Below are 16,190 nucleotides of genomic sequence, written 5' to 3'. Positions count from 1 at the left end.
TTTCCTTTTTTGTTATTCCACACGCAATTTATGCTAAACCCTGTATGAGCCTATGAAAGGCCGCCTACTTTGTTCCTGTTGTAGGATTGCCTGATTCAAAGGGCTTGATCAGTGCGTGCAGTGTTTCGATATGCGGAAGGCTGAGCCCGCTTTGTTTGGCCAGACGGAGCGCTCCTCCCTGTAGATGGTCGACTTCAAGATTCAAGCCCTTTCTCCTGTCCTGATGCATGGAGGAAGTTGCTTCAAAGGAGAGACCACTCACCCGGCTCATCGTTTCCTCGATATCCTCGTCCCTTAAATCGATATCAAACGTGTTTGCCAGGGTTGCCATTTCATGAAGCACCGAACGGAACAGCAGCAGCGTATCCTCCTGTTCTCTTATTCTTCCGATTGGCAGGTTGGCTGCCGTTGTTACTCCAGAAAAAGCAGTGATGAACATATATTTTTGCCAAAGACTTTTACTGATCATGCGGCTCAGGTTCCCCTTCATGTTGCTGTTTTGCATCACTTGCTCCAGTTGTGCGCACAGATTTTCCTGAGATGGATGGAGCGGCCCGTAAACAATGTCATGCGACTCACTCGTATGTACGACATGCCCTTTTTCATCAAGGGTAGCAATGATAAATGCCAATCCGCCAAGCACCGCCTCTTCACCTAGCTCCTCCTGCAATCTGTAAATGTGTTCGATCCCGTTTAATAATGGCAGTACACGCGCTCCACTGGCAACAAACTTTTTTAAAATGGGAAGTGTTTCATTTAAATGATAGCCTTTCACCGAAAGCACCAGAAGATCACATGCTTCTGCCTCGTCTGGATCTACGATCAGCTTGGGGTGGTCCAGTTGATAATCCCCGGCTACACTATGGATGATCAGCCCTTGCTCCTCAATTTGCTTTTTCCTTTTTTCCCGTACCAAAAAAGAGACGTTTTGCCCCGCCTCGGCCCATCGGCCACCATAATAAGCTCCAAGCGCTCCTGCTCCAAACATTACAATATTCATATCATCACCCTGCCTTTGTTATAGTCAGAAATTTCTCTCTTTCATAGTAACGCAAAAAACCTGCGATACCCAAAAGAACCGCCCGGCCGGCAGCTATCTTTTTCCCATTCTTTTTGGAAGTTGAATGCACCCCCTCACAAGTTGGCATAATGGGAAGACAATAGTAAAAGGTCCTTTGGGTGGTCGGCGCACTCTCTTTAGCAAGCTGCAATCAATCGTGCACAGGCTTTGCACGAAAGGGGGTGATGCCTCTGACGATATTTGAAGCGCTGATGTTTGCCGTCGCTTTTGCGTCGCTGATCGTTTCTGTTTTGTCGCATAAAAAATAGACCGCCCTCGAGCCCCAACTCACGGAAACGGTCTATCTTTTTTCGTTTGATTAAAATGGTAGCCGATCATCCTGGGGAAAACCGACTATTGCCCGCCGCTGGCCTGCATGCCAGCGGTTTTATTTTGCGGCATTTCTGCTTTTCTCATACTACTTTTTTCAAAATTTCCCGGCGGGAGTCCGTTTTATATGCGGCTGATCAGGTCTTCCGCACGGCGCTTCGCTTCAAACATCACTTTTTCTTCATCCATTGTCAGCAGTTCACGATGCTTCATGATCAATTTTCCATCTATCATGACCGAATCCACATCCTGTCCTGCGGCTGCATACACCAAAAGGGAAGGATCCTGGTGGGCAGGCACAAGGTGGGGCTGGTTCATGTTCATAAACAGCAGGTCAGCTTTTTTACCAACCTCAATGCTTCCGGTTTCTTGCCCGATTCCAAGAATTTCTGCTCCATTTCTCGTCGCCATTGTCAATATTTCATGGGCGTTCAGTGCGGAAGCATCTTCCTGCAGCAGCTTCTGCATCCAGGCGGCAGCTTTCATCTCCATAAACATGTCCAGTGTACTCGCACTGCCCGGTCCATCTGTTCCGAGACCCACTTTGATTCCTCTTTTGGTGAGCTCCACAAGATCTGCTGTGCCGCAGGCGAGCTTTGCATTGCTCACCGGATTATGAATAACTCCGCCTGTGAGCCCTTCCAGTATGGACAGGTCGTCTTCTGTAAAATGCACACCATGAGCGAGGTTGACACTGGTGTTTTCAAAAAAGCCAGCCTCCTGCAAATATTGGACCGGACTCATGCCATGGCGCTCCTGGATCATGTTCCGCTCATCTGCCGTTTCTGCGAGGTGGGTGTGCAGTGGTACATTTTGTTCTTTTGCCAGTATTACTGCATCCCGCAGAAAGTCCGGCGGACACATATAAGGAGAATGAGGCGCAATCATGACGGTGATTCTTCCTTCGACCTTTCCGTGCCATTTCTTCACAAGATTGCGAGACTCCTCGATGCGGTCACTGTAATTGGAATCCATGGCGATCATGCCCCGGGAAAGAGAAGCGCGAATGCCTGTTTCCTGCACAGCGGCTGCAATGGTATCCATATCGATGTACATGTCCGCATACGCCGTTGTTCCGCTTTTTACCATTTCAGCCATGGCCAGCATCGCACCCCAGTACCGGTCATCACTTGTCATTTTCATTTCCGCAGGGAGCATTTTTTTATTGAGCCACTCCATTAACGGAAGGTCATCACTATAACAGCGAAGCAGCGACATCGGCGTATGCTGATGCCCGTTGACAAGGCCTGGGAGGATCAAATAATCTTTCACATCCCATACTTCATGCTGGTCATATAACGGTTCAAGATTTCCGATGTCTTGAATCGTATTTCCTTCGATGAGCAAATCCTCCTGCCGTTCGCTCCACGTTCCGTTGTTTTCTATTAAATAGCGCGCATTCTTCAGAATCAATGTATAACCCTCCTGCTTTCCTTCGTTCGTTATGGAACTAGTATAACATTTCCCCCTCTTCCCACGTTTAGAAGAGCTCTCGTTATCCCATACTAGAAACAGATAATCATAAGGAGGGGGTTTCCGTGTCCTGGCTTAAACACTGGAAGGAGTACAGCAGATTACAAAAAGTAAAATTGGCGGGCAAACTGGCCGCCATTTTGTGCGCGGCCATGGCTGTTTGTCTGACGGGTGTACTTCTTTTGGCTAAATGGATGGGGCCTCCTCCTTTGCTCGTGCCGCAAACCACTGTGATTCATTCGAGCAGCGGGGAAGAAATCGGCGAAATCAGCAACTCCGGGCAAAAACGGACATGGGTGCCGCTGAATAAGATGAGCCCTGCTTTGATTGAAGCCACGCTTTCCATTGAAGACAAAAATTTTTATGAACATCACGGATTTGATTTTAAACGGATTGCGGCAGCCCTTTTGGCGGACCTGAGGGCAGGAGCAAAAGTACAGGGAGCAAGCACCATCACCCAGCAATTCGCACGGAATCTCTTTTTAACACATGAGAAGACCTGGCTCCGAAAAGGGATGGAGGCGTTTTATACCATCCGGCTGGAGATGAATTATTCCAAGAATCAAATCCTTGAAGGCTATTTAAATACCATCTATTACGGTCATGGCACCTATGGAATCCAGAGCGCCTCCGCCTTTTATTTTGGAAAGGATGCGAGCCACCTCAGTATTTCCGAGGCTGCCATGCTGGCCGGAGTGCCAAAAGGTCCCGGCTATTACTCACCGCTTTATCATGAGGACCGGGCCAAAGAGCGGCAGGCAATCATTTTAAAGGCGATGGAGAACAATCGCTACCTGTCCAAAAAAGAAGTACAGGAAGCTGCCGCTGCGCCGCTTACCATAGTGGCCGAAAAAGAGGTGCAAAAACCTAAAATTGCGCCGTACTTCCAAGCCGAAGTGATGAAAGTCCTGAAAAAAGAGTTAAAAATGGATCCCAAACAGATCGAGCTTGGCGGCCTTCACATCTATACCACGCTCGATGTCTCCATGCAAACGGCGGCTGAAAAGGAGATTGAAGAGAGGATCGATCCAGATTCCTCAATCCAAACGGCTCTGGTGTCCATGGATCCTAGAAATGGTGATGTGAAAGCGCTGGTGGGAGGAAGGAATTATGCCGAAAGCCCGTTTGACCGGGCCATCCAGGCCAAACGCGCCCCCGGCTCTACGTTTAAGCCATTTTTGTACTATACGGCGCTGAAAAACGGCTATACACCGTCGACTGCCATTAAAAGTGAGCCCACCTCTTTTGCCATGGGAGACGGGCAGCAGGATTATGAACCGAAAAACTACAATAACCTGTATGCCTACGACTTTATTACCTTGTCTGAAGCACTCGCTCTATCGGACAACATCTATGCGGTAAAAACCAACCTTTTTCTCGGGCCGAAAAAGCTGGTCAAGGCAGCACGTCAGTTTGGCATCAAAAGTCCGCTGGCCAGTGTGCCGTCCCTTGCGCTTGGCACAAAAAACGTAAGCGTGATGGAAATGACCAATGCGTACAATCTTTTTGCCAATGGCGGCAAAAGGGTAGAACCTGTTTTTATCAAGGAAATTACCGACAACAAAGGCCGCGTTCTTTATGAGCATCATTACAAACAAAAACAAGTGCTCGACAAAAAAGCGGCATTCGTTATGACCGATCTGATGAAAGGCATGTTTGATGAAAAGCTGAATGATTACGCCAAGGTTACCGGCGCGAGCATTGATCAATATTTAACCCGCCCGGCTGCGGGAAAATCGGGCTCCACACCGACCGACAGCTGGATGGTCGGGTTTACGCCACAGTTGACGACAGGTGTATGGATTGGATACGACCAGGGGAAAGAGATCAACCGGATCAATGACGGCAGCTATTCGAAGAAAATTTGGGTGCATTATATGGAAGATGCTTTAAAGGATGAACCCGCCATGGCGTTCAAGAAGCCAAAAGGGGTAGTAGGGGTGATGGTCAACCCGAAAAACGGGAAGCTTGCGACGAAAAATTGCCCGATCAAAAGAAAAACGTACTATATTAAGGGAACAGAACCCACCGAATACTGCAATGAACATGCCGGCGACCTTCCCATGGGCTCAGACGGACTCGATCATAAACGAAAAGGCTGGTTCCAGAAAGTCTTCCCTTGGTGGCATTAAGGGGTGGAGTTCGAGTGATTAATACGGTGCGTGGCTGATTAGTTGCGGTGTTGGCCCAATTAGTTGCGGTTCGACACGATTTACTTGCATATAAAATGCAAACACAAAATAAACAGCCCGGGTGCTCACGAAGAGCTCCCGGGCTGCTTATTGTCCTAGCAACATTGTGTGTGCAATGCTAGCTTCAGTTTACTGTATGAACGAGAATTGTCACAAGTTATTTATAAAATGTTCAAAAAGAGTTCATAACTCTTCCAATTTTATGGCAATAATTTCCTGACTTCGGCAGAAGAGCGGTTGAATATTCCTTCATCGTGGTTCTTTAGAAATTCTCCAAGCAATCTTTTGGACTTGTCATCCATATCGTCCACGATCACATGGCCTTTCAACGATTTATCCATGCGGTTCACGTGCTCCGGCAGGCTTTTATAGCCCCGGCGCGCCTCCGCATCAATCTGCATTTCACAAGCGGTCACACCATAGTAGTATGGGCCTTCTTCATTTCTGTTGATCGTTACCCATACGAGCCAGTATGGACGCGGGTTTGGCGTATTGGCGCGGTCAGGCGTAAATTTAATCCGCTTTTCAATATCACTTCTGGCATGCATGGCACCCATATCAACATAGGCGTCTCCATCTACAGGATCGACGATGACCGGAGTCATATGGTCCAGGCTTAACGCACCTACACCGTAGCCGCCATGGCCACTGGTGGAATCACCGCTTAAAATGGTAAATCCCATTCCTTTTTTATTTTTATCTGGATTAGATCCGAAAATATCTTTCATCATAAACCTCCCGAGATCATATCAGTTCTGTTTTTATTTTACCACAAATCTCTCCATTTTAAGTCCATGAGCAGTTCCCGCCTGGTATCACAGACCTTAAAAGGGGTAAGAATACATAAGGATAAAGAGTATAAATGGGTTGCATCGAAACCTAAAAACGAATAATATAATTAAGTATTTAAAAATCGTTCGTATTTTTGGAGGTACTACCATGTTTTCATCTTTCTTTAAACTAAAAGAACGCGGAACCACCGCAAAGCAAGAAGTGATTGCCGGGATCACAACTTTTTTGACCATGGTCTATATCGTTGTCGTCAATCCGATCGTGCTTCATTCAGCGGGTGTTCCGTTTAATACAGTCTTTATGGCAACCATCATCGCTACTGTGGTCGGAACATTGTGGATGGCCCTGTTCGCCAACCTGCCGATCGCCATTGCTCCCGGTATGGGGCTGAATGCCTATTTCGCTTTTTCCGTGGTAGGAACGCACACCAACATTTCCTATCAGACGGCTTTTGGAGCGGTTTTTGTCGCCGGAATTATCTTTGTTATTTTGTCACTGACACCGTTTCGCGAAAAATTGATTGAAGCCATTCCCGCTAATTTAAAATACGGGATTACTGCAGGAATCGGCCTTTTTATCGCGTTTATCGGCATGCGAATGACCGGTATCATTACCGCCCATAAGGAAAATCTGGTGGCGCTCGGTGACCTTCATTCACCATCTGTCATGCTTGCTTTGGCAGGTTTGGCGATTACGCTCATTCTGATGGCACTCAATGTGAACGGCGCTCTTTTCTTCGGAATGATCATCACTGGAATTATTGCATATTTTACGCATCAGTTAAAATTTAATGGTTTTATGTCTGTCCCTGCAATGCCAAAAGAATTATTTATTTTCGGCAACCCGGTGACCGCTTTTGCCGATGTGTTTCAGTATGGACTGTTTGCAGTGGTTTTCTCCTTCCTTCTCGTTACCATTTTTGATACGACAGGAACGATGGTAGGTGTCGCTGAACAGGCTGGTTTGATGAAAAATAACAAAATGCCAAAAGCACGTGAAGCCCTTCTTGCCGATTCTGTAGCAACAACAGTAGGGGCCGCGCTCGGGACAAGCCCGACAAGTGCCTATATTGAATCAACTTCAGGTGTTGCAGTCGGCGGCCGTACTGGATTAACTTCGGTAACCGTTGCTGTACTGTTTATCATTGCCGCCTTTTTCTCGCCGCTGGTAAGTGCCATTTCCGGCCTTTCAGCCATCACAGCACCGACATTGATTATTGTTGGCAGCCTGATGCTCGGAGCGCTTGGTAAAATTAATTGGGAGCAGCTGGACGAAGCGTTCCCAGCGTTTATCATTATTTTGACCATGCCGCTGACATCAAGTATCGCAACTGGAATTGCGTTTGGCTTCATTTCTTACCCGCTGCTAAAAACTGCCCGCGGAAAATGGCGTGAAGTTCCATTCCTCGTTTATTTATTTGCTGTTTTGTTTTTCTATCAGCTCGCATTTTTACCGCATTAAGAGAAAAGCTGAAACGGCCGTTCAGCCACAAGTGCTGGAGCGCTTCCCACGCAGTCCCTTTGCCCGCCACAAACATAAAAAGAAGCCTGCTGATCACCATTCGGCAGGCTTTCTTTTTATGCAAAAATGCTAGTTGATATTCAGTTTTCCTTTGGCTATCTCACTTGCCGTGTTGCCGTAATCGTCTTGCGCTCTGACTTCCACCGTTGCTCCCGTCGCCCTTACGTTGGACGTTGCTGTGTAGTACCCCTCATAGTGGCCAGGGGACGTTTCGCGCATTGGAAGCTCAGCGGCGTACCTTGTAGCTGCCTTTGTGTTTGTCAAAGGCATGTGGATCACAAATGCCATCGTCAAAAGGAATAAAGAGCTATTGCATGATACAACCTTCAAGTTGGCTGATAAACTTGTAGCCTTCCTGAATTTCCTCTTTCGTATATTTTTGCTTGGCTTTTAACGTATGAATCTTGTCTGTAACTTCCTCTACAGGCAGATGGTAAAAGAACAGAATCGTAGAAACCAATTCCAGGAACCGGGAAGATTGTTTGTTCATCGTCCTGATGCATTCTCCGAGCTTCGGTATGGATGTTCCGTAGCTTGCCAAAAAGCCTTCTCCCTCTTCATTCAGGGAATAGCGGTATTGCGAATAGCCGCTCACTTTTTCCTTTTTCTCTAAAAGATAGCCCAGATTGCAGAGCTCCTCAACGCGCAGTGTCAGCTCCTCGGAATAGGGTCCGTAAAAGTGAAACTCGTATTTTTCCTGAAAAGGAAAGTTAAGCTTCTTTGCAATATAAATCATTTTTTGCAGCTTTTTTCGGCCAACGACTTCTCCTGCTTCCTTAATAAAGGTTATGACCTTTAAATGATCATCAAACACATTTTTTCCCCCTAACGTAAATCCTTATCATCCATTTTTCAGTATGTGTTTTATTTTTTTCTTTAGTTGGCTGTCATCTATTTGCTCAATCAGATCTGCCGGATAATACAGCTTGTGGTCGGTTCTTCTTTTTCCGGAAATGGCTTCCACCACATCCGATTCCCTGGAAAGTTCACGTACTTCACCATTGGCTTTTAAAAGGTTAATAGGCAGCCTTTCCTCTTTTTCCCCCGGACGGTAAAAGTCATAAGGCAAATCGGAGGAAGAGTCGATCACAAGGTAGTATTTTGGGTCAATTCCTGCCTCTTCCAGAAAGTCGGACAGCTTAAGAACTTCCGAGACAGAAACCATCTCCGAGTATTTGAAAAGCTTTCGGTCAAGGAATCGTCGGCACAAATCACGAAGAATGCCGTCTTCCTCCTCCAGCCATATCTGGAAATAATACTGCATGACTCCCTCATCCAGCTTTATGTAATCTTCTAATGTAATTTCCCCTTCAAACAGAGAGCGGAAATGAGTGAGATTTTGCTTGAACGTGTAGCCTTCCTGATATAAATCTTTTGCCCGGTGAAGGATTTTGCTTAAAATGACCTCAGCGCTCCGTGTAACCGGATGAAAATAAACCTGCCAGTACATTTGGTAGCGGCTCATGATGTAATCCTCAACGGCATGCATGCCGCTCGCCTTGATGACCGCTCCGTCTTCCATTGGCCTCATCACCCGCAGAATCCGTTCGAGGTCAAAATTCCCGTAACTCACACCGGTAAAATAGGCATCACGAAGAAGATAGTCCATCCGGTCGGCATCGATTTGACTGGAAATCATGCTTACCACAAGCTTATCATGATAGGTCTTTTCTATGACTTCCGCTACTTTTTTCGGAAAATCGCTGCCTTGCAGACGGAGTACCTCATTCACTTCCGTGTCGCCCAGCAGAATCGCTCTTGTGTAATCTTCATGGTCCACCCCGAACACTTTTTCAAAGGAGTGTGAAAAGGGACCATGTCCGATATCATGCAGCAGGGCTGCACTGAGCACCAGCATCCGTTCTTCCTCATTCCAATGTGGACGATTATGAAACACTTCGATGATGCGTCTTGTAATCTCATATACACCTAAAGAGTGGCTGAACCGGCTGTGCTCAGCCCCGTGAAACGTCAGGTAGGTCGTGCCGAGCTGGCGAATCCGGCGAAGCCGCTGAAATTCGCTCGTTCCGATCAGTTTCCAGATCAGTTCATCCCTTACGTGTATATAACGGTGAACCGGATCCTTGAACACCTTTTCTTCATTTAATTGACCCATTTCTTTCGCCATATTTTAATAAATGCTCCTTCAGCCGCAATTAGTTTATATTTAAATTTCTGCTAAAAATAGAAAATCCCTTCTCAGGAAAAATTGTCGAAAGAAGGATAATCGTGTAGGTTATTAGAATGTTTTCATGTGAAGTATACCCTATTCTACGTTGTTTCGAACCATGAAACAACAAACAAAAGAAGCGGTTTGTGACATCTTTATTTCTTTTTCGCTTGCATGCTTTCTTTTTCTTCTGTAATCAAAAAAGAAAGCTATTTACGATTAGTCGTTGTTGTTCTTGGAGGTGGTTTATTTCCGTTTCGGGATGCTCGCTTTCCGTGGGGCGTGCGCTGAGCCCACCAGGCGCAAGCGCCTTATTGGTCTCACCTGTCACGCTAGTCCCACTGGAGTCTCGCACCCTTCACTACTCTCAACTTGTCAGAGAAGCTTGTTACAAAATTCTTTTAGAACAAATAAAAAAAGAAGGCATGGGCGCCTTCTTTTTATTGGGTATCTACGACTTGGTCATCGATGTCTTCTTGTTTGTAGGCGTCGACCATTAGCAGGATGGCGGTGATAATGTGCATGATCATTCCGACGAAGGGGATCCAGGCGATGCAGGAGGTGACAATTCCCGTGATGCTTCCGTGTTTTGCCGTTCCTTCTTTTGAAGCGAAGATCAGGGTTACGATATGGAGGGCGAGAGCAAGGGCAAGCGGCGTCCAGGCAAAGGAAAGGACAATTGTCCCGCCGACAAACGGAATGCCAAGCAATGCTTCATATCCCCCCGAGATCCATTTTAACGTTTTCGATAAGTTTCTATTCAAAGAATTTCCCTCCCATTCTCTTCATTCGCTCCATTCACTATACCTATGCATACGTAATTACATTCCAAAAAGTTGCAATAAAATAGTATGACATGGAAGCATGGCTCACTGTTGCGTTATACTAAGGAGTGAACGATAGAATCAGGAGGTTAACTCGTGGATCAATTTCAGAATGACCAAAATGGGCAGGCATGGAACGAAAAGTCGTACGAAGCCTGGACCCATCGATTTGGCGAGCCGGCAAAAGCAGCCGCAAAAATAAAAAAAGACCCTCTTAAGCGGTTGAACCCGCTTGAATCATACATTGGAAATGTTAAAGGCAAAAAAGTCTGCAACCTGCTCGGTTCTCACGGCAGCAAAGCGGTAGCCATGGCCTTGCTGGGCGCCGAGGCAACCGTGATCGATCTGTCAGAGCCGAACGAACGATATGCGAAAGAGCTGGCAGAGGAGGCAGGAGTGCCGCTCAGGTATGTACGAAGCGATGTTCTGGCGCTGCCAAAAGAAGAACTGACCGGGGATTATGATCTGGTATTAACGGAAAACGGAATTCTGCACTATTTTACAGATCTTGTACCGTTTTTTACAACCGTCCATGGCCTGCTTGCTCCCGGAGGCAAATTTATACTGCAGGACTTTCATCCGGTATCTACCAAACTGATCACCTCACAAGGGAAAAGCCAGGCGGTCAGAAAGCATAAAGTAACCGGTGATTATTTCAGTGCAGAACTTGAAACAGTGGATGTTTCCTATTCCAAGTTCCTTCCCGAACTTCGTTATGCGACAGAAGAAGAACGTAAGCCGTATCAAGTGGCGATCCGGAAATGGACGATCGGTGAAATTGTCACCGCGCTCGGGGCTTCCGGTCTGTTTATTACCGAGCTGAAGGAAGAGCCGCATCCCGGCGATTTTGACCATGGTATTCCCAAAACATTTATCATTGAAGCGGAGAAAAGATGAAACATGATCACATCACTGTTATTTCAGCCAAAATGGCGTATTATCGACCAATCAAGTCTGGGGCCTTCCTTTGACGCATTGTCTTCCTTTGCAATGGATGACACCCTGTGCACGACCGTTGGGAATGAGGAATCCTCTCCCACTGTCCGCACGTGGGTTCACCATCACACGATTGTTCTCGGAATCCAGGATACGCGGCTTCCTCATCTGGAAGAGGGAGTAGCCGCACTTAAATCTAAAGGCTATCGGGTCATTGTCCGCAATTCCGGCGGCCTTGCCGTTGTTCTTGATGAAGGCGTATTGAACATCTCCATTATTCTGCCCGAAAAGGACAGCAGCATCGAAATCAATAAAGGCTATGACACGATGGTGGAACTGATTCAAAAAATGCTGCTTCCTTATCACGTTTCATTTGAAGCGAGGGAAATTGTCCATTCTTATTGCCCCGGAAGCTATGATCTGAGTGTGGACGGCAAGAAGTTTGCAGGCATCTCGCAGCGCCGGATCCGCAATGGAGCAGCCGTTCAAATCTACTTGTGTGTCAATGGCAGCGGGTCTGAACGAGCGGAAGCGATCCGGAAATTTTACGAACGGGGCCTACAGGGGGAAACAACGAAATTCACGTACCCTGACATACATCCTGAAGTGATGGCATCCCTGTCCGAGCTCACCGGCCAGCCTTTAACGGTCAGCGATTTGATGACCCGCCTTCTCTATGTTCTGCAGGAGGAGAGCAGCCATCTCGTTTCCTCACCGCTGTCCGTTAATGAAATTCAGCTTTACGATTATAATTATCAGCGTGTCTGGGAACGAAACGAAAAGGCACTGGAGATGTAAATCATCTCACAGTGCTTTTTTGTTATAGCGCCTGCATTGCAGTAATCAATGCGAGCTTATATACATCTTCTTCATTACAGCCGCGGGACAGGTCGTTCACCGGCATGTTCAGTCCTTGAAGGATCGGACCGATCGCTTCATAGCCGCCAAGGCGCTGAACCATTTTGTAGCCGATATTTCCTGTTTCAAGGCCAGGGAAGATGAAAACATTCGCCTCTCCTTTTAGTACGGAATCCGGAGCTTTCTTTTGAGCAACGGAAGGAACAAAGGCTGCGTCAAATTGCAGTTCGCCGTCAAATGGAAAATCAGGGTTTTTCTCTTTCAACAATTGCGTAGCTTCCACCACTTTTTCTGTTTCCGGAGATTTCGCAGATCCCTTGGTTGAAAAGCTTAGAAGTCCAACCTTGGGTTCAATGCCAAATACGCGTGCCGTATGGGCGCTGACAATAGCGGATTCCGCCAAGTCTTCACTTGTTGGAGCAATATTGATCGCACAATCGGCAAACACATATTTTTCATCGCCTTTAACCATGATGAATGCACCTGAAGTTTTTTTAATGCCTTCTTTTGTTTTGATGATCTGCAGTGCCGGACGGACGGTATCTGCCGTTGAGTGTGCCCCTCCACTCACTAGTCCGTGTGCTTTCTCTGCATAAACAAGCATCGTTCCGAAGTAGTTTTCATCCAAAAGAATTTGACGGGCCTGTTCCTCCGTGGCTTTCCCTTTGCGGCGTTCAACGAAAGAAGATACTAGGCTTTCAAATTCGGAATATTCTTTTGGGTCGATCAGCTGAATTTCACCGAGCTTCACACCGAGTTCTTCAGCCTTTGCCGCAACCTCCCCTGTATTGCCAATCAGGATAGGGCGGAGGACATTCTCTTCTGCCAGCCTGGCTGCAGCTTTCAAAATACGCTCATCCGTTCCTTCCGGAAAAACAATGGCCGGATTCTCCTGTTGTACTTTTTCTCTTAGTTCTTTAAATAAATCGCTCATGCGGGTAGCCTCCTGTTCCTATGCAATCCATACTAGGGTACTCTACTTTGGGTGGGTTTTAAACCTATACCCAAAATTGAAAGCGTTTCTGCCAAAAAGTTGTTATTTTTCGAAAATTGACGTGTTGGAAAAGAGGTTAATTTTGTAAATTTTTATGAATCCTTTTACGCTAAATCACGTATAACGTACTATCAAATCAAGGGAGATGTTGGATTTGTCATTCATGAATAAAATGCTGGCCAGTATAGGGATCGGAGCGGCAACGGTGGATACCATTCTAAACTCAAACCGTTTTATTCCGGGTGAGGAAATCACAGGTACCGTACAGATTATTGGAGGCAAAGTAGCACAGCCTATTGATTCCGTTTCACTGTTTTTGATGACCGAGTACATAAGAGAAACCGACGAAAAAAAAATTCATGAGCATGCAGCAGTCGCCCGCCAGAAAGTAACAGATCACTTGATCATTCAGCCCGGCGAAAAGAAAAGAATTCCTTTTGTCTTTCGTCTTCCTATGGATGTGCCGCTTAGCATCGGACTTACACCGGTCTGGCTGAAAACAGGGGTGGATATCAAAAATGCTGTTGACCCGGAAGACAAGGATTACATTACTGTTAATCCCGACCCGCTTGTCAGCAAAGCGATGGAAGCGATCGAAGGGCTGGATTTCGTACTTCGCAAAGCAAAGTGTGAAGCTGCTTCCAGGTATAACAGGGGACGCCTTCCATTCGTCCAGGAGTTTGAGTATGTTCCGACAGGCATGTTCAGGGGCAAACTGGATGAGCTGGAAGCCGTATTCTTCAGCGACGGATCAACATTGGATATCCTGCTTGAAATTGACAAGAAAGCAAATGGTCTCTTTGGACTGCTTGAAGAGGCGATGGATATGGATGAAAAACATATCCGCCTTTCCTTTACGGAACATGAACTGCAGAATACGTCCCATTTAACCGGAAAACTTACTGCTGCCATTCAGCAATTTGCGTGACTCGCACGGTATTTTCCCCCGTCATTTCCATAGAGACGGGGATTTTTTTTTATTGCATCCGTTATGGTATATTGGTTAAGAGTAAACGCACTATTATATTCCAAGGAGTGACAATACATGAGTGAAGCTGCACAAACACTGGAAGGCTGGTATTGCCTGCATGATTTCCGCAAAATTGACTGGATTGCGTGGAAAGCCATTTCGGGTAATGAACGCGAAGCTGCCATCAAGGAATTTACGGCATTTTTGGAAAAATGGGAAGGTGCTGAAGCCAGGAAAGAAGGCAGCCATGCTCTTTATTCCATCGTTGGCCAAAAGGCTGACTTTATGCTGATGCTTCTGCGTCCCACACTGGAAGATTTGAATGAAATTGAAAATGCCTTTAATAAAACCACCTTTGCCCAATTCACAACTCCGGCTTATTCCTACGTATCAGTCGTTGAATTGAGCAACTACAACCCATCCAATAATGTAGATCCAGAAAATGATCCCATGATTCAGGGAAGATTGAAACCTGAGCTTCCAAAATGGAAGTATGTATGCTTCTATCCAATGGACAAGCGCCGCGAAGGAAATGACAACTGGTATATGCTTCCGATGGAAGAACGAAAGAAAATGATGTACAGCCACGGCATGATTGGCCGCAGCTATGCAGGGAAAGTGAAGCAGATCATTACCGGTTCCGTTGGTTTCGATGACTGGGAATGGGGAGTTACCCTTTTCGCAAATGACGCGCTTCAATTTAAGAAACTCGTATACGAAATGAGATTTGATGAAGTGAGTGCCCGATACGGTGAATTTGGTTCATTCTATGTAGGGAACCAATTGACCCGCGAGGCAGTGCCGGGCTATTTGCACGTATAATTTCTATCACAAAATAACGTAAGCTGGTTCTAATGCTGTGATTTGGTCTGCAGCAGAGAGCCAGCTTTTTTTGGTCTAAGCTTCTGCATGTTTACATATGATAAATTGTAGTTTTTGTGGCGCCTTCCTGATTATTTTTCGCGTAAAAAGTTATGCAATTATACAGGCAAGGAAGGAAAACAACACTGTTTCGGATACCAAAACCTTTTTACAAGGGGGATCTACACCATGAGTAATTACAGGCAAACGCAAGGACAGCAGGGACAAATGGGCGGCGGCATGCCACCCTATTACGGGATGCCGCCATCCGGCCAGATGGGACAGCAGGGGCAAATGCCGCAGGGACAACAGCAGGGACAGAGCGGAGGTTACAGCGGCCCTGGCATGTCCATGGGCATGCCTCCACAGGGGTTTGGACTTGGCTCAGCCATGGGGCAGGCTCCTACGGATATTGCCGCTCCCGGCCAGCTTCCGCTTGAGCAGTCGTACATTGAGAACATTTTACGGCTGAATAAAGGCAAAGTAGCTACGATCTATCAAACCTTTGAAGGCAGTGACAAGTGGAATTCTAAGGTCTTCAGAGGAACCATCGAGGCTGCAGGACGCGACCATATCATCTTAAGCGATCCCCAGAGCGGAAAACGCTATCTTCTCTTGATGGTCTTTGTCAATTACATTACGTTTGATGAACCGATTGAATACACCTATCCGTTTGGAGGCCAATCAAGCCAGCAGCAGGGACAGTCACAGGGACAAGGGCAAGGACAATCACAAGGAATGGCTACGTACAGCCCAAGGTAACGATATACAAAAAAGAGCTTTGTATGACGCAAAGCTCTTTTCCTATTAAAGTCCTTTTGCTGCAGCTACAATAAATAGCACCCATCCGGCGATAAACGCAACGCCGCCAAATGGTGTAACGATGCCAAGCTTGGAGATGCCTGTTGTGCTTAATGCGTACAAGCTTCCCGAGAACAGAATGATTCCGATGAACATCAGCCACCCTGCCCAGTGCAACTGCCCGGATCCTGTTAATTTTCCTGCGAGAAGACCAACCGCCAGCAGACCAATAGCATGATACATGTGATATTGAACACCTGTTTTATACACTTCGAGCATGCGTTCTGACAGCTTGCCTTCCAGCCCATGTGCGCCGAACGCACCCAGCATAACCGCAACCGCCGCGTTGGCTGCCCCCAAAATCAAAAACAGCTTCATGTTAAACCCACTCCTCTGGTTTTCTTTTAT

At 46.6% G+C, this 16,190-nt stretch carries 16 protein-coding genes; 7 read left to right on the top strand and 9 right to left on the bottom strand.

What is annotated here, in order from left to right:
- Positions 1-64: 64 nt before the first annotated feature.
- On the bottom strand, positions 65-1,000 hold the full coding sequence (locus tag AS030_RS16045) for a ketopantoate reductase family protein (protein ID WP_061973390.1): 936 nt from the start codon (positions 998-1,000) through the stop codon (positions 65-67).
- Positions 1,001-1,513: 513 nt separating this feature from the next.
- Entirely contained in the window at positions 1,514-2,803 is a 1,290-nt protein-coding gene (locus AS030_RS16040; protein ID WP_061973388.1) for an amidohydrolase, read from the bottom strand.
- A 125-nt stretch (positions 2,804-2,928) separates the two neighbouring features.
- On the opposite strand from AS030_RS16040, the gene AS030_RS16035 reads away from it, so the two are divergent.
- Entirely contained in the window at positions 2,929-4,995 is a 2,067-nt protein-coding gene (locus AS030_RS16035; RefSeq protein WP_061973385.1) for a transglycosylase domain-containing protein, read from the top strand.
- 260 nt (positions 4,996-5,255) lie between these two features.
- Here the strand turns inward: AS030_RS16035 and AS030_RS16030 are convergent, their stop codons facing one another.
- The gene (locus tag AS030_RS16030) at positions 5,256-5,783 is read right to left on the bottom strand and encodes a YwhD family protein (protein WP_061973382.1); all 528 of its coding nucleotides are present in this window, start codon (positions 5,781-5,783) and stop codon (positions 5,256-5,258) included.
- Between the two features lie 211 nt (positions 5,784-5,994).
- On the opposite strand from AS030_RS16030, the gene AS030_RS16025 reads away from it, so the two are divergent.
- Entirely contained in the window at positions 5,995-7,308 is a 1,314-nt protein-coding gene (locus AS030_RS16025) for an NCS2 family permease (RefSeq protein ID WP_061973380.1), read from the top strand.
- A 129-nt stretch (positions 7,309-7,437) separates the two neighbouring features.
- Here the strand turns inward: AS030_RS16025 and AS030_RS16020 are convergent, their stop codons facing one another.
- From AS030_RS16020 to AS030_RS16005, 4 genes are all read right to left on the bottom strand, one after another.
- Positions 7,438-7,638: a hypothetical protein gene (locus tag AS030_RS16020; protein ID WP_141687107.1), complete on the bottom strand. Its 201-nt coding sequence runs from the start codon at positions 7,636-7,638 to the stop codon at positions 7,438-7,440.
- A gap of 37 nt (positions 7,639-7,675) precedes the next feature.
- Complete coding sequence (locus AS030_RS16015; RefSeq protein WP_061973374.1) at positions 7,676-8,182, bottom strand: YwgA family protein; 507 nt, start codon at positions 8,180-8,182, stop codon at positions 7,676-7,678.
- Between the two features lie 27 nt (positions 8,183-8,209).
- Positions 8,210-9,496, bottom strand: a complete 1,287-nt coding sequence (locus AS030_RS16010) for an HD domain-containing protein (RefSeq protein WP_061973372.1) — start codon at positions 9,494-9,496, stop codon at positions 8,210-8,212.
- A 482-nt stretch (positions 9,497-9,978) separates the two neighbouring features.
- Positions 9,979-10,302: a hypothetical protein gene (locus AS030_RS16005; protein ID WP_061973369.1), complete on the bottom strand. Its 324-nt coding sequence runs from the start codon at positions 10,300-10,302 to the stop codon at positions 9,979-9,981.
- A 156-nt stretch (positions 10,303-10,458) separates the two neighbouring features.
- On the opposite strand from AS030_RS16005, the gene AS030_RS16000 reads away from it, so the two are divergent.
- Both AS030_RS16000 and lipL read left to right on the top strand, forming a co-directional pair.
- Complete coding sequence (locus AS030_RS16000) at positions 10,459-11,259, top strand: class I SAM-dependent methyltransferase (protein WP_061973367.1); 801 nt, start codon at positions 10,459-10,461, stop codon at positions 11,257-11,259.
- A gap of 3 nt (positions 11,260-11,262) precedes the next feature.
- Entirely contained in the window at positions 11,263-12,096 is an 834-nt protein-coding gene (gene lipL / locus AS030_RS15995; protein WP_061973366.1) for an octanoyl-[GcvH]:protein N-octanoyltransferase, read from the top strand.
- Between the two features lie 22 nt (positions 12,097-12,118).
- Here lipL and pta read toward each other — a convergent pair whose 3' ends face one another.
- The gene (gene pta, locus AS030_RS15990) at positions 12,119-13,090 is read right to left on the bottom strand and encodes a phosphate acetyltransferase (protein WP_061973365.1); all 972 of its coding nucleotides are present in this window, start codon (positions 13,088-13,090) and stop codon (positions 12,119-12,121) included.
- Positions 13,091-13,313: 223 nt separating this feature from the next.
- On the opposite strand from pta, the gene AS030_RS15985 reads away from it, so the two are divergent.
- From AS030_RS15985 to gerQ, 3 genes are all read left to right on the top strand, one after another.
- On the top strand, positions 13,314-14,078 hold the full coding sequence (locus tag AS030_RS15985; protein WP_061974172.1) for a sporulation protein: 765 nt from the start codon (positions 13,314-13,316) through the stop codon (positions 14,076-14,078).
- A gap of 117 nt (positions 14,079-14,195) precedes the next feature.
- Positions 14,196-14,942, top strand: a complete 747-nt coding sequence (gene hemQ / locus AS030_RS15980; protein WP_061973364.1) for a hydrogen peroxide-dependent heme synthase — start codon at positions 14,196-14,198, stop codon at positions 14,940-14,942.
- 228 nt (positions 14,943-15,170) lie between these two features.
- A complete protein-coding gene (gene gerQ, locus AS030_RS15975; protein ID WP_420889656.1) occupies positions 15,171-15,743 on the top strand; it encodes a spore coat protein GerQ in 573 nt (190 codons plus the stop codon).
- A gap of 45 nt (positions 15,744-15,788) precedes the next feature.
- Here gerQ and AS030_RS15970 read toward each other — a convergent pair whose 3' ends face one another.
- On the bottom strand, positions 15,789-16,160 hold the full coding sequence (locus tag AS030_RS15970) for a DUF423 domain-containing protein (protein WP_061973363.1): 372 nt from the start codon (positions 16,158-16,160) through the stop codon (positions 15,789-15,791).
- Between the last annotated feature and the right edge of the window lie 30 nt (positions 16,161-16,190).

The organism is Fictibacillus enclensis (assembly GCF_001457035.1).
Taxonomy (GTDB): Bacteria; Bacillota; Bacilli; order Bacillales; family Fictibacillaceae; genus Fictibacillus_C; species Fictibacillus_C enclensis.
This window is presented reverse-complemented; position numbering and strand designations above follow the sequence as displayed.

Excerpts from the sequence above, each read along its gene's own strand:
- hemQ (WP_061973364.1), top strand. The coding sequence starts at position 14,196 with ATGAGTGAAGCTGCACAAACACTGGAAGGCTGGTATTGCCTGCATGAT.
- lipL (WP_061973366.1), top strand. The coding sequence starts at position 11,263 with ATGATCACATCACTGTTATTTCAGCCAAAATGGCGTATTATCGACCAA.
- AS030_RS16020 (WP_141687107.1), bottom strand. The coding sequence starts at position 7,638 with ATGCCTTTGACAAACACAAAGGCAGCTACAAGGTACGCCGCTGAGCTT.
- AS030_RS16045 (WP_061973390.1), bottom strand. The coding sequence starts at position 1,000 with ATGAATATTGTAATGTTTGGAGCAGGAGCGCTTGGAGCTTATTATGGT.
- pta (WP_061973365.1), bottom strand. The coding sequence starts at position 13,090 with ATGAGCGATTTATTTAAAGAACTAAGAGAAAAAGTACAACAGGAGAAT.
- gerQ (WP_420889656.1), top strand. The coding sequence starts at position 15,171 with ATGAGTAATTACAGGCAAACGCAAGGACAGCAGGGACAAATGGGCGGC.
- AS030_RS16010 (WP_061973372.1), bottom strand. The coding sequence starts at position 9,496 with ATGGCGAAAGAAATGGGTCAATTAAATGAAGAAAAGGTGTTCAAGGAT.
- AS030_RS16025 (WP_061973380.1), top strand. The coding sequence starts at position 5,995 with ATGTTTTCATCTTTCTTTAAACTAAAAGAACGCGGAACCACCGCAAAG.
- AS030_RS15985 (WP_061974172.1), top strand. The coding sequence starts at position 13,314 with ATGAATAAAATGCTGGCCAGTATAGGGATCGGAGCGGCAACGGTGGAT.
- AS030_RS15970 (WP_061973363.1), bottom strand. The coding sequence starts at position 16,160 with ATGAAGCTGTTTTTGATTTTGGGGGCAGCCAACGCGGCGGTTGCGGTT.
- AS030_RS16030 (WP_061973382.1), bottom strand. The coding sequence starts at position 5,783 with ATGAAAGATATTTTCGGATCTAATCCAGATAAAAATAAAAAAGGAATG.